Annotated in this window: 12 protein-coding genes; 6 read left to right on the top strand and 6 right to left on the bottom strand. The window is 69.9% G+C overall.

The genetic code is table 11. The features are described from left to right. Positions 1-65: 65 nt before the first annotated feature. Positions 66-767, top strand: coding sequence for an expansin EXLX1 family cellulose-binding protein (locus tag LXT21_RS16225; protein WP_254039036.1), 702 nt, complete (start codon positions 66-68; stop codon positions 765-767). 50 nt (positions 768-817) lie between these two features. Here LXT21_RS16225 and LXT21_RS16220 read toward each other — a convergent pair whose 3' ends face one another. From LXT21_RS16220 to LXT21_RS16210, 3 genes are all read right to left on the bottom strand, one after another. Then, positions 818-6,319 carry a DNA repair ATPase gene (locus LXT21_RS16220; protein WP_254039035.1) on the bottom strand — a complete coding sequence of 1,834 codons (5,502 nt, stop codon included), beginning with the start codon at positions 6,317-6,319 and terminating at the stop codon, positions 818-820. Positions 6,320-6,464: 145 nt separating this feature from the next. Further along, entirely contained in the window at positions 6,465-8,627 is a 2,163-nt protein-coding gene (locus LXT21_RS16215; protein WP_254039034.1) for a hypothetical protein, read from the bottom strand. Positions 8,628-8,756: 129 nt separating this feature from the next. Beyond that, positions 8,757-9,578: a YqiJ family protein gene (locus LXT21_RS16210; RefSeq protein WP_254039033.1), complete on the bottom strand. Its 822-nt coding sequence runs from the start codon at positions 9,576-9,578 to the stop codon at positions 8,757-8,759. A gap of 175 nt (positions 9,579-9,753) precedes the next feature. Between LXT21_RS16210 and LXT21_RS16205 the strand changes: the two genes are divergently transcribed. Then, on the top strand, positions 9,754-10,842 hold the full coding sequence (locus tag LXT21_RS16205) for a DNA topoisomerase IB (RefSeq protein WP_254039032.1): 1,089 nt from the start codon (positions 9,754-9,756) through the stop codon (positions 10,840-10,842). A 23-nt stretch (positions 10,843-10,865) separates the two neighbouring features. Here LXT21_RS16205 and LXT21_RS16200 read toward each other — a convergent pair whose 3' ends face one another. After that, the gene (locus tag LXT21_RS16200) at positions 10,866-11,924 is read right to left on the bottom strand and encodes an acetylserotonin O-methyltransferase (RefSeq protein WP_254039031.1); all 1,059 of its coding nucleotides are present in this window, start codon (positions 11,922-11,924) and stop codon (positions 10,866-10,868) included. A gap of 111 nt (positions 11,925-12,035) precedes the next feature. Here LXT21_RS16200 and LXT21_RS16195 point away from each other — a divergent pair, with 111 nt between their 5' ends. From LXT21_RS16195 to LXT21_RS16185, 3 genes are all read left to right on the top strand, one after another. Then, positions 12,036-12,740 carry a 2OG-Fe(II) oxygenase gene (locus LXT21_RS16195; protein WP_254039030.1) on the top strand — a complete coding sequence of 235 codons (705 nt, stop codon included), beginning with the start codon at positions 12,036-12,038 and terminating at the stop codon, positions 12,738-12,740. Positions 12,741-12,897: 157 nt separating this feature from the next. Next, positions 12,898-15,186, top strand: coding sequence for a zinc-dependent metalloprotease (locus LXT21_RS16190; RefSeq protein ID WP_254039029.1), 2,289 nt, complete (start codon positions 12,898-12,900; stop codon positions 15,184-15,186). A 211-nt stretch (positions 15,187-15,397) separates the two neighbouring features. Further along, positions 15,398-15,769 carry a DUF1330 domain-containing protein gene (locus tag LXT21_RS16185; protein ID WP_254039028.1) on the top strand — a complete coding sequence of 124 codons (372 nt, stop codon included), beginning with the start codon at positions 15,398-15,400 and terminating at the stop codon, positions 15,767-15,769. Between the two features lie 16 nt (positions 15,770-15,785). On the opposite strand, the gene LXT21_RS16180 is transcribed toward LXT21_RS16185, so the two are convergent. After that, positions 15,786-17,441, bottom strand: coding sequence for an amidase (locus tag LXT21_RS16180; protein ID WP_254039027.1), 1,656 nt, complete (start codon positions 17,439-17,441; stop codon positions 15,786-15,788). Between the two features lie 108 nt (positions 17,442-17,549). On the opposite strand from LXT21_RS16180, the gene LXT21_RS16175 reads away from it, so the two are divergent. Then, positions 17,550-18,608 carry a patatin-like phospholipase family protein gene (locus tag LXT21_RS16175; RefSeq protein WP_254039026.1) on the top strand — a complete coding sequence of 353 codons (1,059 nt, stop codon included), beginning with the start codon at positions 17,550-17,552 and terminating at the stop codon, positions 18,606-18,608. 14 nt (positions 18,609-18,622) lie between these two features. Here the strand turns inward: LXT21_RS16175 and LXT21_RS16165 are convergent, their stop codons facing one another. Beyond that, a complete protein-coding gene (locus LXT21_RS16165; protein WP_407666991.1) occupies positions 18,623-21,064 on the bottom strand; it encodes a cation:proton antiporter domain-containing protein in 2,442 nt (813 codons plus the stop codon). Positions 21,065-21,186: the final 122 nt, after the last annotated feature.

The following is a 21,186-nucleotide window of genomic DNA, read 5'->3' as shown; positions in this document are numbered from 1 at the left end:
CACCGACATTTCCACGTCACGGGCCCGAGCGCCGGGAGGACGCGTTGCGGTATCCTGCGCCGCGTATGCGCCCATCCCACCTGTCCTCCCGAGTGCTGCTCGTTCCCCTCGCCGCCTCCCTCCTCGCCTGCGGCGGCTGCGGAAAAGATGACCCCTCCGGCGGAGGCGTGCCCCTGGGCGAGGAGCAGAAGGGCATCGCGACGTTCTACGACGCCACCGGCGCGGGCAATTGCAGCTACGACGCCAGCCCGGACGACATGATGGTGGCGGCGATGAACACGCCCCAGTACGCCAACAGCGCCGCCTGTGGGCAATGCGTGGACATCCAGGGCCCCAGCGGCTCGGTGCGCGTGCGCATCGTCGACCGCTGCCCCGAATGCGACGCGGGCCACCTGGACCTGAGCCGCGAGGCCTTCGCCAAGATCGCCGAGATGCGGCTGGGCCGCGTGGACATCACCTGGAAGGTGGTCTCCTGCGACGTCGCCGGGAACCTGGAGTACCACTTCAAGAACGGCAGCAACCCGTGGTGGACCGCCATCCAGGTCCGCAACCACCGGCAGCCCATCACCAAGCTGGAGTGGCGACGCGGCGACGGCGCGTGGAAGAACGTGCCCCGCCAGGACTACAACTACTTCGTCGAGGAGGGCGGCATGGGCGAGGGCTCGTTCAGCGTGCGCGTGACGTCCTCCACCGGAGACCAGGTGGAGGACACCCTCCCCCGCGTCCTCGACGACGACAGCGTGCGCGGCACCCACCAGTTCCGCTGACCCGAAGCCCCCCGGACCGAGGCTCGCCCGAAGCGAGCCCCGGCCAACCCTCAGCGCCGCAGCATCGAGCGCAAGAGCTCCAGCGCCTCGGTGACGTTCTGCCAGACCTGGAGCGACTTGACGCCCTCCCCTTCGCCCTGCACCGCGCGACGGGAGGCCCGCTCCAGGGGCAGCAGCACGCCCTCCACCAGCTCAATCTGCCGGCTGAGCTCCGCGGGCGAGGGCCCGGCCACGGCGGTCCGCTGCAGCGCCTCCGCCGGGACCTGGGCCGACACGTTCACCGGACGGTCCGCCAGCGCCGCGAGCGCGCGCGACAGCTGGTCCAGATACGGCCCGAAGTCCTGCGAGGGCGCCTGGACGACCGGGGCCTGCGCGGGCAGGGCCGCGCGCTCCGTCAGCGCCTTGAGCAGCTGGGCCAGGTGCTTGAGGTACGGCGTCAGGTCCGTGGCCGCGGCGGCGGGCGCGGCGGCCGGAGCCTGCTTCACCTCGCGCCCCACCTTCGCCACCTCCAGCACCGCGTCGCGCAGGGCCTCCAGGTACGGCAGGGCCTCGGCGGTGGGGTCCACCTCCTCCGCCTGCGCGCCCTGCGCCAGCTGCGTGGCCGCCTGAGAGACGGCGTCGCGCACCGCGCCGAGCTGCTCCTCGATGCCGCTGAGCTGCCCGGTGACGCGGGCCACGGGGTCGTCCTCCTTGCCCCCCATGCGCTTGACGCGCGCGAAGCCCTGCTTGATCTCCTCCCAGCGCTTCGCCTTCTCCGGGGTGAGCCGGCCGCGCATCTCCGCCAGCTTCAGGAGGTTCTGCTCCGCGGCGGTGGTGAGCGTCTGGGACTCGCCCTGGTAGTGGTCGTCGATGAGCCGCTCCAGCTCCGCGTCCGTCATCGCGGAGACGAGCTTCTCCGTCAGCTTGCTCATGTTGCGGTAGCTGCCCTGGAGCTTGAAGGCCGGCTCGGTGCGGAAGCGCTCGTCCTGCGCCGCCGAGGCGATGTACTGCATGTTCACCTTCAACAGCACCGACTGCACCCGGAACATCCGCTGGAAGATGGCGACGATCTCTTGCAGCTCCGCCGCCGCGTAGCCGTGCTTCATCTCGCCCGCGGGCACCTCCTCGCCCTGGGCCATGCGGATGAGCCGGTGCGTGTCCGCCGCGTCCCGCGTGGCCAGCGGCGCCGTCACCGTGTTGGAGGTCAGCGCGTTCTCCAGGTAGCTCAGCGCGAACAGGTGCTCCTTCCCGTCCAGGATGTCACCCAGGTTGTACGTGTCCGCGCGGTTGGCCAGCATGTCCGGGATGCGGAAGCGCTCACCCGTCTCCGTGTAGGGATTGCCGGCCATGACGACGCAGAACTTCTTGCCGCGCAAATCGTAGGTGCGCGTGCGGCCATTCCAGACGCCCTCGACGCGGCGCTGGCCGTCGCACAGGGAGATGAACTTCTGGAGCAGCTCCGGGTCCGTGTGCTGGATGTCGTCGAGGTAGAGCATCACGTTGTTGCCCATCTCGAAGGACAGGTTGATGCGCTCCACCTCCTGCCGCGCGGTGGCGTTGGGAGCCTCCGCCGGGTCCAACGACTTCACCGAGTGGCCCAGCGCGGGACCGTTCACCTTGACGAAGGTGAGGCCCAGGCGGCTCGCCACGTACTCCATCAACGTCGTCTTGCCGTAGCCCGGCGGCGACATGAGCAGCAGCATGCCCATGCGGTCCGTGCGCTTGCCCTCGCCCGCCGCGCCGAGCTGCTTGGCCAGGTTGGCGCCGATGAGCGGCAGGTACACCTCGTCGATGAGCCGGTTGCGCACGAAGGACGACAGCACCTTCGGCGTCAGCTCCTCCAGGCGCAGCTTGCGACGCTCGCGCTCCAGCAGGTCCCGCTGCAGCGCGCGGTAGGCCTGATACCGGGGCACGCGCAGCTGCCGGAACTCGCCCAGGCGCGCGAGGAACTCGTCCAGGCGCAGGGCCAGCTTGCGGTCCTGGATGCGCGGGTGGCTGCCCAGGAGGTTCGTCACCTCCGCCGCCGTCAGCGCGCCCGCGGGCTCGCGGTCCAGCTTGCGCTCGGTGAGCAGCAGCACCGCCGCCTCCAGCACGAAGTACCCGGAGTCCCCAGGGCCGCCGTCGCGCTGGGCCAGCCACGCCTGCACCCACGCGCGCGCGATGTCCAGCCGCGACGCCAGGTCCTTCTCCAGCCCGCGCAGGTCCTCCTCGAAGGCCGTGCGCGTCCCCTGCCGCTCGAGCTGCGCCAGGAACGCGTCCTTGAGCGCCAGCGCCTCGCCGCTCGTGGTGAAGCGGGGCCGCTCCACGGCCAGCTCCTCCACCAGGTAGCCCCCCGCGAGCCGCGCCTCCGCCGGCGAGAGCGCCAGCCCCTGCGCCTTCAGGAACGCCCCCACCGCCTCGCCCAGCGCCATGCCCAGCTCGTGCAGGCCGCCCGCCGCGGAGAACGTCTGCCGCAGCCGCGCGAGGCTGCGCGCCCGACGGTGCAGGAGCGCCCGCGACGCCTCCTCGGTGTCGAAGGCCCAGTACAGCGCCGCCCAGGCGCGAGGTGCCGGAGCGAAGCGCAAGAGGCCCGCGCCCTGGTGCAGCGCCAGGAGCTTCTCCAGCACGGCGGCCGTATCCACGTCGTGCACGCCGCGCTCGTAGCCCTCGTCGAACCGGTCCGCGGCGTACGCACGCACCGGCTCCAGCAGCGTCCCGCCCATCACCGCCGCGTGCAGGCCCGTCAGGGACAGCCCGTTCTTGCCCTCCTCCGCGTCGGCGAGGATGCACGCGGCCAGGTACTCGGCGCGGTACACCTCGCGCGTCTCGGAGACCAGGTGCTGGTCCCACAGGTCCTTCTGCTCGAGCAGCGCCGGGTCCTCCAGCTTCTGCGCGTAGTCGGAGCCGGTGAGCTGCAGGTACAGCGCGCCGTCGCGCGGCACCAACGTCAGGTCGAGCGGCTGCGTGTTGACGTTGAAGCGGTAGGTCCCCAGCTTGATGAGGTTGTCGCCGTCCGCGAACAGGTCCTGCTTGTCGCGCAGCGCGCGCAGGGCGTCCTGCTTGGCGGACTTCAGCCGCGACTGCACCTCGTCCGAGCGCACGCTGTCCTGCAGCGCCATCAGCTGCTCGGAGAGCTGCCGCAGCTTGAGGATCATCGCGTCGGTGGCGAAGTACGCGTTGAGCTCGTCGTCCGACTTGAACGCCTTGGAGCGGCGCTGCACGCCCTGGAGGATGCGCTCCGCCGCGCCGAAGATGCTCTGCGCGCGGCGCTGCCGCTCGTCCACCAGCGTCTGCTTGCGCGCGCCGAACGCCTCCAGCAGCTCCTCGCGCTTCTGGGTAATCTGGCCGAGGAACTCGTCGAACTCGCCGAAGCGGCCCTCCAGCTCCTCCAACTGCACGGTGAGGCGCGACAGACCCTCGTCGCACTTCTCCGGCACGTCCGCCTGGGCCAGCGCGTTTTCAATCGCCTGCCCGAGCAGCTTGAACTGGGCGCCGAACTCCGCGCGCTTCTCGCGGCCGGACAGCTCCTTGCGCTTGGCGGCCAGGCTCGCGCGCACGCGGTTGAGCCGGCCGAACAGCTCGGAGATGCCCTCCAGGATGCGGGCGCGCGCGAGCGGGTCTCCCACCTGGAGCCCACCCACCACCTCGCCCAGCACGGTGAGGCCCTGGGCCGTCTTCTCGATGTCCTCGCCCAGCGGCTGCAGCTCCACCGTCGTCTGCACCGGCTCCAGCTTCGCGAGCAGTTCGTCCAGGCGCGCCGCCAGCGGCTCGAGCGCCTCCCCCTTCTGGAGGAACTCCACGCACGCGGTGCTGGTGGAATCGGACGCCTCCACCACCGCCTTCTCCAGGGCGTCCACCCGCCCCAGGTCCATGTAGCGGATGTCCTTGAGCGTGATCAGGTGCCCGCGCTGCTGGCGCAGCTCCGCCAGCACCAGCATGAACTCCTCGGCGGTGGTGAGCAGCTCCGGCCGCACGCGCGACAGCAGCTTCGCCTGCGCCTTCTCCGCCTCCGACAGCGCCTCCGTGGCGCGCTTCTGGAGGGCGAGCACCTTCTCGAACTCGTCGATGATGAGCTCGGAGGTGCGCCGCAGCGTCTCGATGGGCTCCTGGAGCCCCGTCTCCGCGTGGCCCAGCCAGTAGTACGCGTCCAGCGCGCGCGTGGCCGCGGCGACCAGGTCCTCGTAGGTGCGGCGGCTGGGCTTGTCCGTCTTCGCGATGCGATGGAGCGTCAGCGAGTCGGAGATGCCGCGCACCAGCTCCGCGTTGCCCACCTTGCCCAGGTAGCCGGGCGCCGCGGGTGTCGCCGCCGCGTGCTCGTCCGATACGAAGGGCGTCTGCCACACCTGCATCGGGTGCACGCGCGTGGGGTCCGCCGACGTCTCGCGGAACACCACCAGCCCGCCGTCAGCGAAGAGGCTGTACCCGTTGCACACCAGCGGGTTCTGCACCTCCTTGCGCACCAGGTTGTACGGGAAGAGCAGGTAGCGCCCCGCCTCGCGCTGGTGGAAGACGTAGAGCACGTCCTCACCGTTCGGCGAGCGGATGACGCTCTTGAACTCCATGCCCTCGCCGGTGGCCTCCCCGTCGAAGACCTTGAAGTCGCCCGTCTGGAGGTAGTAGCCGCCGGGGAAGATGATGCCCTGGTCCTCGGGCAGCCGGATGCACGCCTGACCGATGGCGTCGATGCGCACCACGTGCTGCGTGCGCGAGTTGAACACCAGGTAGCGCTGCGTCTTCTCTCGGAAGGGCAGCACGCGCAGCAGGATGAGCGTGCCCACCTGCGCCCAGGCGAAGCGCGCGTCGTCCAGCGACTGGTTCGCGTCCTCCACCGGCTCGCTGTAGATGCCCAGGCCCGAGGACGTGTTGTCCTCCACCTTGACGGTGAGGTCCCCCTTCACCGTCTCCACGAAGACCTGGTCCAGCACATTGACGTGCGGGTGGGTGCCCAGCACGTAGTTCTCGCGCGTGGCCACCGTCCACTCGAAGTCGTGCGACGGCGGGAAGGTGTGGTCCTTGTCACCCTGGTTGTCGACGTAGGTGGCGTTGCCGTCCGTGTCCAGGCTGAAGCGGAAGACCTTCAGGTCGCGCGCGGACTGGCCCGTCTTGAACACCGCCAGCAGGCGCGCGTCCTTGCGCCGCAGCTGCTGCAGCTTCGCGTCCTTGTAGTAGCGGTACAGCTCGCTGAAGTCCTTGATGAAGCGCGGGTCCGCCAGGAAGCCGCCGCCTTCCGTGTGCGGCACCGCGGACAAGTCGAACCCGTCCGCCGTCTTCTCGAAGCGGTGCAGCGAGAACACGTCCGCGACGGACGTCTCCTTCTTCAGCCCGATGAAGACGTTGTAGCCGAAGAGCAGGTACTTGCCGACGCTGACGATGTCGCGCGCCACGCAGTTGTTCTCGGTGCGCACGCGCTCGTTGCCGGTGACGGCCAGCTCCGTGCCACCGAAGAACGCCTTGCGCCGCGCGTTGAGGTCCGCCGCCTTGGTGCCCAGCGCCTCCGCCTGCGCGAGCAGTCGCGTCCGGATGACCTCGTAGCTGCCCCCCTCTAGCGCCACCTCGCCCGTGGGCGCCGCGCCCTTGCCGCCTTCAGTTGCCATGAGTGCTCACCGGAACTCCGCATGGACTCCGCCCCGTCCCCTGATGAAGGGGACGCCACCCCGGATGGCCCGGGGCGGAGTCATCGTGACGTCATGACCGCCACCGCTCGGCTCGCGCGGCGATGGCGGCCCCCTGCTGATGGACTCAGCCCTGCTTGTCGGTGGAGGCGGCCTTGCCGTCGGCGCCCAAGAGCGCCTTCAGGCTCGCCGCCGTCGCGTCCGTCGCGCTCGGCGTCATGCGGTGCAGCAGCGCGGCCACGGCCAGGTTCTGCGCGTCGTTGCTCAGGCCCGGCTTGGAGAGGATCTCCTTGAGGTCCGCCGGCAGGTCCTTCTCGCCGTTGACGTACCCGCCCAGCGCCTTCTTCAGCGACTCGCTGTGGTCCAGCGCGCCGTCCACCGCCGTGCCGAAGGACACCGCCTTGACGAAGCGCTCGAAGAACTCGCCGTCGCCACCGACGATGTTGAACTTCGAGTTGGCGAACGCCTTGGCCAGCACCTCCGCCTGCGCCTGCGCGATGTCCTTGCGCACGCGGATGTTCTCCAGCTCCACGTCGCGCTCCTTGCCGAGCCGCAGGCGGAACTCCTCGTGCTCGCGCCCCACGCCGTCCATCAGCTTCATGGACGCCGCCTTCTCCGCCAGGCCCCGGGCCTCGGCGAGCAGCTTCTCCTGAATGGCCGCGGCCTCCGCCAGCTGCTTCTCCTTCGTCGCGATGGCCTCCGCCTCGCCGCGCTTCTGGATGGCGACGGCCTCCGCCTCCTGCACGCGCGCCCGGGCCAGGCCCTTCTCCTGCTCACCCGCGGCCTCCGCCAGGAGCTTCTCGCGCACCGCCTGCGCCTGCGCGTGGCCCTGCTTCTCGATGACGCCCGCCTCGGCCTCCTGCACGCGCACCTGCGCCATGCCCAGCTTCTCCGTGGCCGCGGCGTCCGCCTCCTTCACGCGGATGCCGGCCAGGCCCGTGGCGGCGGCCTCGGCCTGGATGCCCTCGGCCAGGCGCGTCTTCGCCTTGGCCGTCTTGTCCGCGGCCTCCAGGTCCGCCTCCGCCAGGGTGAGCTTCTCCTTCGCCATGTACACCGCCATCTCGCTGTTGGCCTTGGCGGCGTTCACGTCCTTGACGGTCTTCTCCTGCGCCTGGCCCTCGGCGGTGATGATGAGCGCCTGCTTCTTGCGCAGCGCGTCCGACTCCACGCGCAGGTCCTTGATGCGCTCCTCCTCCTGCGCCACCGTCTTCTCCACGGCGATGCGCGCGCGCACCACGTCCGCGATGTCCTTCTTCTGCTCCTCCAGCGCGCGCTCCTTGGCGATGCGCTCCAGCTCCGTCTCACGCTCCCGGCCGATGGCCGCCAGCGAGCGGGCGCGCTCCACGTTCTCCGCCTCCACGCTCACCTCGCGCTCGCGGTGCTTCTGGGCCACCTCGATGTCGCGCGTCTTGTTCTGCTCCTGGACGAGGATCTCCTGCTCGGCCTTGATGCGCGCCAACTGCGCCTTGGAGTACTGCTCCTGCTTGACGCGCTCGGCCTCCGCGGACTCCTCGGCCTGCACGGATTCAATCGCGCGCTTCTGCTTGGCGGCCGCCTCCTCGCGCTGACGCTCCAGCTCGAAGATGCTCTGGTCGGCCTCGACGTTGCGCTTGGTCACCGCCTGGCGCTCGGTCTGCTTGAGCTCGTTGGTGACGATGTTCTGCTCGGTGGTGAGCTTGGTGATCTTCCGGATGCCCTCGGCGTCCAGGATGTTGTCCTTGTCCAACATCTCCACCGGGGTCTGCTCCAGGTAGTCGATGGCGCAGTCCTCCAGCATGTAGCCGTTGAGGTCGCGGCCAATCACCTCCACCACGTTGTCCTTGATCTCCGCGCGCTTGGTGTAGAGGTCCACGAAGTTGAAGTTCTTGCCCACCGTCTTGAGGGCCTCGGAGAACTTCGCCTCGAAGAGCTTCTCCAGCGTCTCCTGGTCGCTCGCGCGCACGCAGCCGATGGACTGGGCGACCTTGAGCACGTCCTCGCGCGTCTTGTTCACGCGCACGAAGAAGGTGACCTTGATGTCCGCCCGGATGTTGTCCTGGCAGATGAGGCCCTCCTTGCCGCGGCGGTCGATCTCCACCGTCTTCAGGGAGATGTCCATCACCTCCGCCCGGTTGATGATGGGGAACACCACCGCGCCGGAGAAGGTCACCAGCGGCTCGTGCTTGAGCGTGTTGACGATGAGCACCTTGCCCTGATCCACCTGCCGGTAGAGACGGACGATGGTGAGGATGATGCCGGTCAGGAGGATGACACCTCCGCCGACGGCGGCTACCAGCGTGATGGGATCCATGGCCTTTTCCTGTGAAGTAATGACGGCGGGCCTTGTATCAGGCGCCAGGGATCCCCCGCGAAAGCCCCCTGGCGTCGAATCCATTCACGGCCCGCCCCCCTCTGAAGCGGACCCGTGCCTCGACTCAAGTCATGTGCGCGCCCGGGAGCGGGCCAACGCCGCGGCCCGCACCGGGTCGCGAAGCTGGTCCATCTCCTCCGGCAACAACCAATCCACCGGCTCGACCTCGTACGCGTCGCGCTGGGCGTCGTACGAGAGCACCAAGGCCGGATCTCCGCGCTTCAGGCCATTCGCCTTGGCGCAGATGACATTCAAGATGATGCCCGCGCCGCCGTCCTCGAACGTGGCGTGGCCGTTCTTGTCCGTGACGGTGCCGCTGGAGATGGTGCACACCCGGCCGAGCAGCGAGTCGCGCCCGGGCGCCTTGTGCGCCACGAACACGGGCCTGAGCGGCCGCACCGCGAAGCCGGAGATGACCAGGCCCGCGATGAAGCACAGGATGCCCAGCGTGGAGTTGATGAGCCACGAGGGCAGCGCCCCGCCGAGCAGCGCGTGCGCCGGCGGCGTGGCCATCAGCGACAGGAACCACGAGAAGAACGACACCAGGCTCACGGACACCGTGAGCGGAATCCCCGCGAAGCCCAGCGTGGAGAGGATGCCGCTGTCCACGTGCGCGTCGTGGTCGTGCCCCGCGAGCGCCTTGCCTCCCTGGAGCGCCTCGCCCGCCGCCTTCGCCCCACCCTCCAGCGAACCCGCGAGCGCCTTGCCACCACCCTCGAGCGCCGCGCCCAGCGCCTTGCCGCCCGACTCGAAGTCGACGTGCCCGCCGTCCAGCAGGTCGATGCCCACCGCGCCCACGATGACGAACAGCCAATAGGTCAGCACCACGCCCATGGCGGTGGTGAAGATGGCGGTGGGGAACGCGAGGATGGCGTCGAAGAAGGGCGTCATCGCACTCGGACTCTAATCGACGGGCATTCCCCTCGAAAACCGGGGGGGTCGTTTTCCTGGCCGGTCAACGAGCGAGAAGGCGAGCGCGACCTCGTTGCCGCGCGCTCGCGGGATTGGCACCTCCAGAGGGCCAGGACGTCCGTCTCGGGGTCCACCCTCACCCGGAAGCCGCGAAATGCAACCCACCGCCGCCACCGCCCACCCTCCTCGAGCCCCCGTCCGGAGCCGGGGTGTCACGCGGTTGGAGCGGCTAAAGCGACAGGGCCTTCGCCGCACGGGCTCACCGGCCCGAGGCTTCCGCTACGTGGACGCGAGCGGAAGGCGCGTGTCCGCGGAGACGAAGGCGCGCATCGAGGCGCTGCGGCTGCCGCCCGCGTGGCGCGACGTGTTCATCTCCCCCTCCCCCACCGCGAGCCTCCAGGCCGTGGGCCGCGACGCCGCGGGGCGGTGGCAGTACCGCTACCACGCCGCGCACCGGAGGAAGGCGGACGAGGCGAAGTTCCGGCGCATCGTCGGCTTCGCCCAGGCCCTGCCTCGCATGCGCCGGCGCGTGAACGCGGACCTGCGGCGCGAGGGGCTGGGGCGCGACAAGGTGCTGGCCGCCACGCTGCGCATCCTGGGCACGTGCTTCATCCGCCCGGGCAGCCAGCGCTACGCGGAGGACAACGGGAGCTTCGGCATCGCCACCCTGCGGCGCGACCACGTGCGCGTGTCCGGGGACACGGTGTCGTTCGACTTCCCGGGCAAGAGCGGCAAGCGGCAGCACCGCCAGCTCACGGACGGGCGCGTCGCCACGCTCGTGAGCAAGCTCTTGAGGGTGCCCGGGCGGGACGTGTTCAAGTTCGTGCTGGATGACGGGCTCGTGGTGGACGTCCGTCGGCGCCACATCAACGCGTACATCCAGGAGGTCATGGGCGAGGACTACAGCGCCAAGGACTTCCGCACCTGGGCGGGCACCCTCATCTGCGCGTGCGCCCTGGCCCGGGCCCGCGCGAAGCAGGCGCAGGCGAAGGGCTCCGCGCTCAAGAAGAGCATGGTCGCCGCGGTGAAGGAGGTCGCCGAGCATCTGGGCAACACACCCGCCGTCGCGCGCTCCTCGTACATCTACCCGTCCGTGCTGGCCCTGTTCCAGCGGGGCCAGGTGGTGGACCGCTACTTCGACTCCGTGGACGAGCTGACGTCGTCGCGCGGAGAGCGGCTCCACTGCTCCGAGAAGGCGCTGCTGCACCTGCTCGACACGCCCCGGCGCCGGCCCGCCGCGTGAGCCGGACCGGGCCCGTCCCGCGACTAGGCGGGGACGACCTCCACCACGCTCGGCGGCATGTACGTGGGCAGCACGCGGTGCACGCGCAGGCCCGCCTTCTCCACCAGCGCGGAGTACTCGGGGCCCGTGCGCTCGCGGCCGCCCACCAGCACCAGCATGGCCATGTCGTAGAGGTTGCCGAAGTGCTGCACGTTGTCGCCCGGCAACACCGTCTCCACGATGAGCAGCTTGGACTGCGGGCCCATCGCCTCGCGCATGTTGGTGAGGATCTTCAGGCTACGCTCATCGTCCCAGTCGTGGAGGATCTGCGACAGGATGTACACGTCGTGGCCCGCGGGAATCTTCGCGAAGAAGTCGCCCTCCAGCACCTGGCAGCGGTTGCCGAGGCCCATCCCGTTCAGCCGCGCCGTCGCCTCCGCCTTCACGTGCGGCAGCTCGAACAGCGCGCCCTTCAGGTGCGGGTGCGACTGGAGGATGTGCCCCAGGAGCGTGCCCGTGCCGCCGCCCACGTCCACCACCGAGCGGACCTGCGTGAAGTCGTACGCGCCCACCACCGCCGGCGCGTTGAGGCTCTGGTACGCGGCCATGCTGCCGTTGAAGATGGCCGCGTCCTCGGGATGACTCGACAGGTAGCCGAAGAAGCTGTCCCCCATGAACTTCTCGACGGACGGCTGCCCCGTCTTCAGCGACGACACCAGGTCTCCCCAGGCCGACCACGACAGCAGGTGGCCATGCGCCCGCAGCGAGCCGTACACCGAGCCGGGGCTGTCCTTGCGCAGCATCACGCCCAGCTCCGTCAGCGCGAAGGCCTGGGTCTCTTCGTCCTTGATGAGCACGCCCAACCCGCTGAGCAGCCGGAGCATGCGGCGCAGCGCCGGGGCGTACGTTCCGCTCGCCTGCGCGAGCTCCTCCGCCGTCTTGGGCACGTCACCGATGATGTCGGCGATGCCGAGCTCCGCCATGATTTGCAGGCTGCGAGAAATCCAGAAGCCGTAGACCATCTGGGTCATCACCGCCGCGGCCGGCGGAGAGCTGGGAGCAGCAGAGGGAACACTGTTGACGGAACGAGGTTGCTGGCTCATGCAGGGGGGACCTTGAGCTGGGGGAGGGACGGCCCCGCAATTCTGGAACCTAAAAGGTAGGCAGTAAAAGCCAATTGATCCGCTCCCCCTGAAACTCCGTTATTTCTCGTCTTGAGCGCCTACATCACCCACCGTCACGCCCTCCCTCCCCGGGAGCTGGAGACCCTCCGGGACGCCCTGCTCGGCTCGCGCTTCGTGGCGCGCAGCCCGTTGATGGGGACGTTCCAGGGCAGCCGGGGCTTCGCCCTCATCTTCACCCGCGAGGGCCTCCCGGCGTTGGAGGCGCGCTTCCCCTTCCTCACGACCTACCTGGCGCGCGTGCTGGAGCCCGGGAGCGCGCGCGGCCTGCTGTCGTGGCGCGAGCGACTGTTCAGCGGGCGACAGCCGCGCGCCGAGCCAAATGCCTTCTATCTGAACCTCCTCCTGCTCGACGCGGGCATGGGCGTGGGCCGCCACATCGACGCCACGCTCCAGGGGCCCAGCGGCGTGCCGGACGCCACGCCCCGCCACGTCAGCGTGCTCTACCTCCAGGTGCCTCCCGGCGCGCGTGGGGGCGCGCTGCGGCTGCTCGAGGACAACCGCCCGCTGGGCGAGGTGCGGCCGCGCCCGGGACTGTTGGTGCACTTCCAGGGACACCTCCAGCACGAGGTGCAGCCCTTCATCGGCGCGCGCGACGACACCCAGCGCGCCAGCCTCGTGTGCGAGCAGTACGTCTTCCCACCCGACGCCCTCGCGCGTCTGCCTCCCTTCCGCATCCAGTCCAAGGCGGGCTTCGCGGCCTACCTGGACTCGCAGCGCGAGCGCACCGACGGCTGACCCGCATCCGTACTGCTGGTGTCACTGGATTGCGCGAAACCAAGAAATCAATGTGAGAAGCAACTTCCAGGCGGGCTGCGCGGATGACTCTTTGCGGCATCTCCCTGAGCAAGAGGGAAGCCGCGAAGCGAAGTAGCGAAACCCCATGGAGGCAACAATGAGGTGGAATTCCCCGCTGCGGCGCGGCCTGTTCGGCGCCGTCACCACCATCTTGGCCCTGGGCGTTGGCTGCGGTCCCGCATCCGACGCGAACGAGCCTCAACCCCCGACCCCCGAAGCCCCCGCCGAGTCGTTGCAGGTGGAGTTGGATGACGCGTTCGTCGCCGTACCGCGCAAGGTGAGCGCCGAGGAGCAGGGCCGTGTCGTCCAGCGACTGGACGGCTCCGTGTCCAACTCCGGTGAGAGCTTCTACCTGGCCATCCGCAAGAGCGAGCTGGGCCAGCGCTGGTTCATGTCGGCGTACCTCAAGCAGCTGCACCCGGGCGCGGTGTACTACGGCGCGGCGTCCTCGCTGGGCACGCGCGTGGTGAGCTTCAAGGAGCAGAACGGGAAGCTGTTCGTCTTCGACGCGGATGACCGCAAGACGATGAGCGACGTGTTCGACCCGGAGGTGCTCATCGAGGCGTGGCCCATCGTCAACGACTACGGCGCCTTCAACGTCCTGCGCGGCTCCAACAGCTACATCCTGGTGGACCCGACCGCGGGGCTCAACCGCTTCGGTGTCATGGGCGAGGCCTACGGCGCCACCGGCGTGCGCTTCCAGACGGAGCTGAGCTTCGCGCAGCGCTTCCGGAAGATCTCCGACGGCGTGACGTTCGAGCAGGTGTTCACCGGCTACGCGGACGTGCCGGACCCGACCGCGCCGGACTTCCTGGAGGACAACCTGTTCCGCACCTCCGGCACGCTGGGCATCGCGCTGCGCCAGTACCAGGAGGGCCAGGGCTACACCCCCACGGAGCTGCCGTGGCTGGAGCACTACTTCCGCGGTGAGCCGCGCATCCTGCCCAACACGGGCTACGTCACCCAGACGGCGGCCAAGTGGAACATCCGCCCGGGCATGAAGCCCATCAAGTGGATCATCACCGACACGGTGAACAAGGTGCAGGCCGACCCGCGCTTCGCCAACTACGACGTGGTGGCGGCGGTGAAGCGGGGCGTCGAGGGCTGGAACCAGGCGTTCGGCTTCAAGGTGTTCGAGGCCTCCGTGGGCGCGACGTCGGGCTTCGCCGACGACGACAAGAACGTCATCATCTTCGACCCGGACGCGTCCGCGGGCTTCGCCTTCGCCGACTGGCGCCTCAACCCCAACACCAGCGAGATTCGCGGCGCGACCGTGTACGTCAACGCGCTGTGGCTGGAGCTGGCCGACGGTGAGTTCGGCGACGACGCGCAGGCCGCCGTCGCGGCGAAGCTGAAGAACGCGCGCAAGTCGCTGCGCATGTCGTGGGGCGGCTTCGACAAGGGTCACCTGTGCGAGATGCCCCTGCCCCCCATGCGCGACGACGCGCTGGCCAGGCACAAGAAGCTGCCGGGGCCCGCGGCGGAGACGCAGCGCACGAAGAAGGAGAAGGTGGAGTCGTACCTGACGCACGTCATCCTCCACGAGGTGGGCCACACGCTGGGCCTGCGCCACAACTTCGCCGGCTCGCTCGTGTACACGGGCGCGCCCAACAGCCCGCGCTCCAACTCGGTGATGGAGTACGTGTACGATCCCGACGCCATCTTCGTGGACAAGCCGCAGTCCTACGACCTCCAGGCCGTCCGCTACCTGTACGGCCTGTCGGCGGACGAGCCCACCGAGCTGTTCTGCACGGACGAGGACACGGAGATCGAGCCGTACTGCAACCCGTACGACCGCTACTCCGACCCGCTGGGCGCCTTCTACGGCTCCACGTACGCGCTGGTGCAGGAGCTGCTGCTGTACGAAGTCCTGCCCTTCCCCCTGCTCGCGGGCTCGTTCGACTACTACCTGAACGCGACGCTGCAGTGGGCGCGCTCGGGTGTGGAGGCGGACCAGACGTACGCGTACGACGTCGCCATCGCCGCCGTGCGTCCTCCGCTGGCGCTCCCGCCGGACGCGGGCCCGGGCTACGGCGCGGTGGCCGACGACATCGCCCGTCGCGTGCTGTCCCGCCTGTACCTGGACCCGCTCGCGGCGCGCGGCAGCTTCACCGCCACGCCCGACGAGGACAACGCGATCACCCCGCAGGTGCTCGCGGACATCCACGGCATCCTCATCAACGTGGACGGCGTGCGCAGCTTCCAGTCCCGCCGCGCCATGGTGGACATCCTGAAGAACATGCAGAGCCTGCCGGCCTACGTGGCCCTGCGCCAGGGCCGCGACACGGTCCAGGCCCAGCTGGGGACGCTGAGCGGCACGCAGCTCATCCAGGCCGAGGACCTGCTGGCCCGCATCCAGGCCGCGCTGTCGCCGTACTACCGTTGATGTCGTGACGTGAAGCCCGGGGCCTCGTGCTCCGGGCTTCCGACGGGGCCTCCGCCGCTCGCGACGTGCGCGTCGTGGGTGTCGGGGGCCCCAGTGTTTGAAAGGCCCGAGTCGCCGGCGCGCCAGGTGCACCACCGCGCGCGTCTGGGAGACAATGGCCCGCCGTCTCGATGGGGGGCGGATTGATTCACAGGAGCGAGGAGGCATCACCGTGGCCGTCGATCCGCAGGGCAACGACATCGAGCGATTTCTCCAGGAAGACCCCGGCGGTCCCCTGGTGATGATGAACCTGGTGAAGTTCAAGGAGGGAGGCCGCGCCTCGTTCGCCGAGTACGCGAACGCCGTGATGCCCTTCATGCTGAAGGCGGGCGCGCAGCCGCTGTACGCGGGCGACTGCTCCACCCCGCTGGTGGCCGAGCCGGGCCAGACGTGGGACGCGGTGATGCTGGTGCGCTACCCGAGCCGCACCGCCTTCATGCAGATGGTGAGCGACCCGGAGTACCAGCGCTTCAACCACCTGCGCACCGCCGCGCTGAACGAGGCGGTGATGCTGGCGACGCTGCCCTGGGCCGCGTCGCCCTGAGTCCCGCGGCGCCGCCTCAACGCCCGGCGAGCAGCCGCAGTTCGGCGGTGGGCAGGAAGCCGGGCGGACGTCGGTGGCGGGTGGCCTGTTCGTAGGCGTAGGCGAGCTTGATGAGCGTGGGCTCGCTCCAGGCCTGACCGATGAACGACAACCCCACGGGCAGCCCGCGCACGTACCCCGCGGGCACGGTGAGGGTGGCGTAACCGGAGACGGCGGCGGGCGTGGAGCTGCTGCCCAGCCAGTGGTCGCCGTTCACCAGGTCGATGAGGCTGGGCGGCGCCTCGGTGGGCGCGACGAGCGCGTCCAGGCGGTGCTTGCGCATCACCGCGTCCACGCCCTGCTCACGCGACAGCTTGCGGCACGCGGCCAGGGCCTTGCGGTACTTCGAGTCGGTGAGCGGTCCGCGCGCCTGGGCCTGACGGAACAGCTCCTGGCCGAAGTACGGCAGCTCCCGGTCCGAGTGCTCCTCGTTGTAGCGGATGAGGTCCGCGAGCGTGCGCAGCTTCGTCTTGTCGCCCAGGCTCGCGAGCCAGGCCTCCGTGCCCGCCTTGAACTCGTACAGCATCACCTCGAACTCGTGCTCCTGGAGCTTCTCGACGTTGGGGATGGGCGCCGGGTCGATGATGATGGCGCCCTTGGAGCGCATGACCTCCAGGGCCTGTTCCGCCAGCGCGTCCGTACCAACGTGGTAGCCGAAGTAGTGCTTGCGAGGGACGCCAATGCGCGCGCCCTTCAGCCCGTCGGCGTCGAGGAACTTCGTGTAGTCGAGCCCGGTGTGTCCCTCGCCGCGCGCGGTGGCCGCGTCCGCGGGGTCGATGCCCGCGAGCACCGTGAGCAGCGCGGCGGCGTCCGCCACCGTGCGCGCCATGGGCCCCGCGGTGTCCTGGCTCTCGGAGATGGGGATGATGCCCGCGCGGCTGATGAGCCCCACCGTGGGCTTGAGCCCCACCAGCGAGCACGCCGAGGACGGGGACACGATGGAGCCATCCGTCTCCGTGCCCACGGACACGGCGCAGAAGTTGGCCGAGGTGGCCGCGCCCGAGCCGGAGCTGGAGCCCGAAGGCGTCCGGTCCAGCGCGTAGGGGTTGCGGCACTGCCCTCCCCGTCCGCTCCAGCCGCTCGCCGAGCGCGTGGAGCGGAAGTTGGCCCACTCGCTGAGGTTCGTCTTGCCGAGGATGACGGCGCCGGCCGCGCGGAGCTTTCCGACGAGGAAGGCCTCACGCGAAGGCACCGCGCCGACGAGCGCGAGCGAGCCCGCCGTCGTCTGCATCCGGTCCGTCGTGGCGATGTTGTCCTTGAGCAGCACGGGGATGCCGTGGAGCGGTCCGCGCGCGCCCTGTCTCTTCCGCTCTTCATCCAGGGCCTGGGCGATGGCGAGCGCGTCCGGGTTCACCTCGATGACGGACGACAGCGGCAGCGGGCCCGTGCGGTCCAGGGCGGCGATGCGCGACAGGTAGCGCTCGGTGAGGCCGTGCGCGGTGTACTTCCCCTCGCGCATGCCGGCCTGGAGGTCGGCGACGGTGGCCTCTTCCAGCTCGAACGGCGCGGGCAGGGACTTCGTCGCGTCCGGGCTCGCCGAAGACTCGAGCGTGGCCAGCGCGGTGGCCGCGGCCGTGCCACCGAGGAAGGCGCGACGACTCAGGTTCCATTCGGAGGGCGGGAGCTTTTTCATGGCGTCGCGTGCACTACAGCAGTGGTGCATGAACGGCCGCAACCCGGGTGGGACGATTGGAGGAAGTCCCGCGCACGACGCGTCGCCCTGTTAGCGTACCGGGTCGACATGGCATCGAACCTGACGCTTCTGGCGGGCCCCGACGCACTGCGGCTCCTGCGTGCGCGTGGCCTGCGTGGTGACGACGTGGACGTCGTTCCTGGGGCCTCCGGAGGTCCCAAGTGGCTGGTGCTCGCGGGGCTGGACCGGGCGCTCTTCGGTGGGCTCTTCCAGGGGCGCACCCGGCCGCTGCACCTGATTGGCAGCTCCATCGGCAGCTGGCGGCTGGCGTGTCTGGCGCAGAAGGACCCGGTCGCCGCGCTGCATCGTTTCGAGGCGGCCTACATCGACCAGCGATATCCGCCCAAGCCCTCCCCCGCCCTGGTGAGCGAGACGAGCGAGCGCATCCTCGACGCGCTCCTGGGCGATGACGGCGTGGAGGAGATCCTCCGCCATCCGTGGGCCCGGCTGCATGTGGTCACCGCGCTGTGCAAGGGCCCGCTGGGCGTGGAGCATCCGCGCGTGCAGCTGCTCGGGCTGGCGCTGTGCGCCATGGGCAACGTGGTGAGTCGTCGGAGCCTGAGCCTGCATCTACAGCGCGTCATCTTCGACACGGCGGGCGACACCAGCCCCTTCGTGGGACAGAAGGATTTGCCCTCCGTCCACCTGCCGTTGACGGCGGAGAACCTGAAGCCGGCGCTCATCGCGTCGGGCTCCATCCCGCTGGTGCTCAGCGGCGTGCGCATCCCCGGCGCACATACGGGCGTGTACCGGGACGGCGGCGTCATCGACTACCACCTGGACCTGGACTTTGGCGCGGGCGACGGCCTGGTGCTCTATCCGCACTTCTATCCGTACGTGGTGCCGGGCTGGTTCGACAAGGCGCTGCGCTGGCGACGGGCGAAGCCGCTGAACTTCCGCAGGGCCCTGCTCATCTCCCCCTCCCCGGAGCTGGTGGCGCGCCTGCCGGGAGGTCGGATTCCGGACCGCACCGACTTCGAGCGCATGAGCGACACCGCGCGCATCCGCGCCTGGAACCAGGTGGTCTCCGAGAGCGAGCGCATGGGTGACGAGCTCCAGGAGCTGATGACCACGGGCAGGCTCGCCGAGCACGTGCAGCCGCTCTGATTCCGCGGCGGGTGCTACGGGCGCGCGGGCGGCTCGCTGTCGAGCTGGACCTTGTCCACGTAGCACCAACCCCAGTGCTCGCCCGGCTCCAGGGAGCGGATGATGGGGTGGTCCGACTCGTGGAAGTGCCGCGTCGCGTGCTTGTTCTTCGAGTCGTCGCAGCACCCCACGTGGCCGCACGTCATGCACAGCCGCAGGTGCACCCAGGTGTCGTGGAGCTTCAGGCACTCCTCGCACCCGCGGGTCCTCGGTCGCACGGGGCGCAGCCGGTCGAGATGGCCGCAGGGGCCCGTGCCCGGCTTCGGTTGGAACTCGATGGTGGCCTGCGTGTCGATGAGCTCCGCCGACGTGCGAGGCGCGGTGGGCACGGGCTCCATCTCGAGCCCCTCGGGCGCGCGGGTGCGGAACAGCTCGGCGCAACGCTCGAAGGCGTCCGCGGCCCCCTTGAGCACGAGCTCGTCACCCGCCTCGAAGAGGGTGTGGGGCGTGACGGACGGCAGCGGGACGTCGTCGCGTCGCAGCTCCAGGACCCCGAGGGCACCTCCCGCGCGTTCGATGAGCGCCGACACCGAGAGCCCCACGAGGGGCGCGCCCGGACGGACCGACACGCGGCGCGAGCTGAGGCAGTCCTTCTCCAGCGCGCAGACGAGCAACGGCTTCTCCAGCGCGCCGGACAAGCGCAGCGCCGCGTAGCCCGAGCGTCGGACGGAGTCCTCGTGGCCCTCGATGTCCTCGGGCGACTGGCGGTAGTCCTCGAGCACCGAGGACAGCACGGCCACCAGGCTCTCCAGTTCCTCGCAGACCACGACGTCCGCGCCGGCCTCGCGAAGCGGCTCCACGTCCGCCACGGCGCGCACCCGGGCGACGAGTCGCAGCGTCGGGTTCTCCATCCGCGCGACGGCGACCACGCGGTGGGCCATGGCCGCGTCATCATCCACGACGAGGAGGAGCTTGGCGCGCTGGACCCCCGCGACGCGGAGCGTGCGCTGCCGAGCGTAGTCGCCGCGAAGCACCGCCATGCCCTCGGCCTCCGCCTCGTTCGCGCCCGGGGGGCTCAGCGTGGAGACGAGGAACGGAATGCCCGAGCCACGCAGCACCCGCGCCAGCCTGCGAGCCCCATCTCCGTAGCCCGCGATGATGACGTGGTTCTCGTAGCGGGCGAAGGACTCGGCCGCGAGCGCCTCCGTCTCGTCCGTGGTGGGGCCTGCCTGAGCCACCACCTGACGGGCCTTCCGCGTGAGCCGCCCCTGGGCCCAGCCCCCCAGTCGTGACAGCAACGGCGTGAGCACCATCAACATCACGGTGGCCGCGATGAACGCCTGCGAGCCCTCCTCCAGCCCCGCCGGGAAGAGGCCCAGCCGACGGCCGCTGCGCTCCAGCACGAAGGAGAACTCACCCACCTGGGCCAACAGCAGCGCGCTCTCCACCGCCACCGGCACCCGGTAGCCGAGCGCCAGCACGGCGATGCCCGTGGTGAGGACCTTCACCAGGAGCACGGCGACGATGGCCAGCAGCACCTCAGGCAGGTGCGCCACGAGGAAGCCCATGTCGAGCAACATGCCGACGGAGACGAAGAACGTGGCGCTGAAGAGGATCTGCAGCGGGAGGATTTCGCCGAACGCGTGCTCGCTGAAGCGGCTCTCGCTGACCACCAACCCCGCGAGGAAGGCGCCGAGTGACACGCTCACCCCCGCGAGGCTGGTGAGGTACGCGGTGCCGAAGCACACGGCGATGACGGTGAGCAGGAACAGCTCTGGTGAGCAGGTGCGCGCCACCACCTCGAGGAGCTTGGGCATCAACCTGCGGGCCACCACCAGCACGGCGACGATGATGCCCAGCGCCTTGCCGAAGGCCCCCAGGAAGTGGAGCGGCGTGTCGCCCTTCCCCGCCAGCACGGGCACGAGCAGCACCATCATCACCACGGCCAGGTCCTGGAAGATGAGCAGCCCCAGGGACACCTGCCCCACGTCCGAGGACGTCTCGCCCCTGTCTCCGAGCAGCTTGAGGACGATGGCGGTGGAGGACAGCGCCACCAGGAAGCCCGTGAAGAGCGCGGGCCGCCACGCCACGCCGAACAACATCAGCAGCCCCATCATCCCCACGGACGACAGGCCCACCTGGATCCCGCCGCCACCGAACAGGAGCTTCTGGAGCTTGACCAGCTTCTCCAGACTGAACTCCAGGCCGATGCTGAACAGGAGCAGGATGACGCCCAGCTCCGCGGCCGAGTTCACCAGCTCCAGGTCCTTCACCAGCTTCAGCGCGTTGGGACCAATGAGCGCGCCAGCGAGCAGGAAGCCGACGATGGGCACCAGCCGGAAGCGATGGCCGACATAGGCCATGAGCGCGCCGGCGAGAATCAGCACCACGATTTCCTGCAGGAACGGCGCGGTGGCGGTGGCGAGCTGGAGCATGGGGCGCGACGCGCAGGCCCCACGATGGGCCCGCGCGTGCATCCAGCCTGCTCCGGGCCCGCCTCCGGGCCTCATGACCCCGGGGAGCATTCGTGCACCAGTCAGCGCCGGACACCGCGCGAAAGCTCAACGGCCGACACCCTCGCGCGAGGATGCCGGCCGTC

Source organism: Myxococcus guangdongensis (genome assembly GCF_024198255.1).
Lineage (GTDB): Bacteria > Myxococcota > Myxococcia > Myxococcales > Myxococcaceae > Myxococcus > Myxococcus guangdongensis.
This window is presented reverse-complemented; position numbering and strand designations above follow the sequence as displayed.

What these genes read in the sequence shown, in the direction of transcription:
- LXT21_RS16225 (WP_254039036.1), top strand. Translation starts at nt 66, where the DNA reads ATGCGCCCATCCCACCTGTCCTCCCGAGTGCTGCTCGTTCCCCTCGCC.
- LXT21_RS16200 (WP_254039031.1), bottom strand. Translation starts at nt 11,924, where the DNA reads ATGAGCCAGCAACCTCGTTCCGTCAACAGTGTTCCCTCTGCTGCTCCC.
- LXT21_RS16165 (WP_407666991.1), bottom strand. Translation starts at nt 21,064, where the DNA reads ATGCACGCGCGGGCCCATCGTGGGGCCTGCGCGTCGCGCCCCATGCTC.
- LXT21_RS16205 (WP_254039032.1), top strand. Translation starts at nt 9,754, where the DNA reads ATGCAACCCACCGCCGCCACCGCCCACCCTCCTCGAGCCCCCGTCCGG.
- LXT21_RS16190 (WP_254039029.1), top strand. Translation starts at nt 12,898, where the DNA reads ATGAGGTGGAATTCCCCGCTGCGGCGCGGCCTGTTCGGCGCCGTCACC.
- LXT21_RS16175 (WP_254039026.1), top strand. Translation starts at nt 17,550, where the DNA reads ATGGCATCGAACCTGACGCTTCTGGCGGGCCCCGACGCACTGCGGCTC.
- LXT21_RS16215 (WP_254039034.1), bottom strand. Translation starts at nt 8,627, where the DNA reads ATGGATCCCATCACGCTGGTAGCCGCCGTCGGCGGAGGTGTCATCCTC.
- LXT21_RS16220 (WP_254039035.1), bottom strand. Translation starts at nt 6,319, where the DNA reads ATGGCAACTGAAGGCGGCAAGGGCGCGGCGCCCACGGGCGAGGTGGCG.
- LXT21_RS16180 (WP_254039027.1), bottom strand. Translation starts at nt 17,441, where the DNA reads ATGAAAAAGCTCCCGCCCTCCGAATGGAACCTGAGTCGTCGCGCCTTC.
- LXT21_RS16210 (WP_254039033.1), bottom strand. Translation starts at nt 9,578, where the DNA reads ATGACGCCCTTCTTCGACGCCATCCTCGCGTTCCCCACCGCCATCTTC.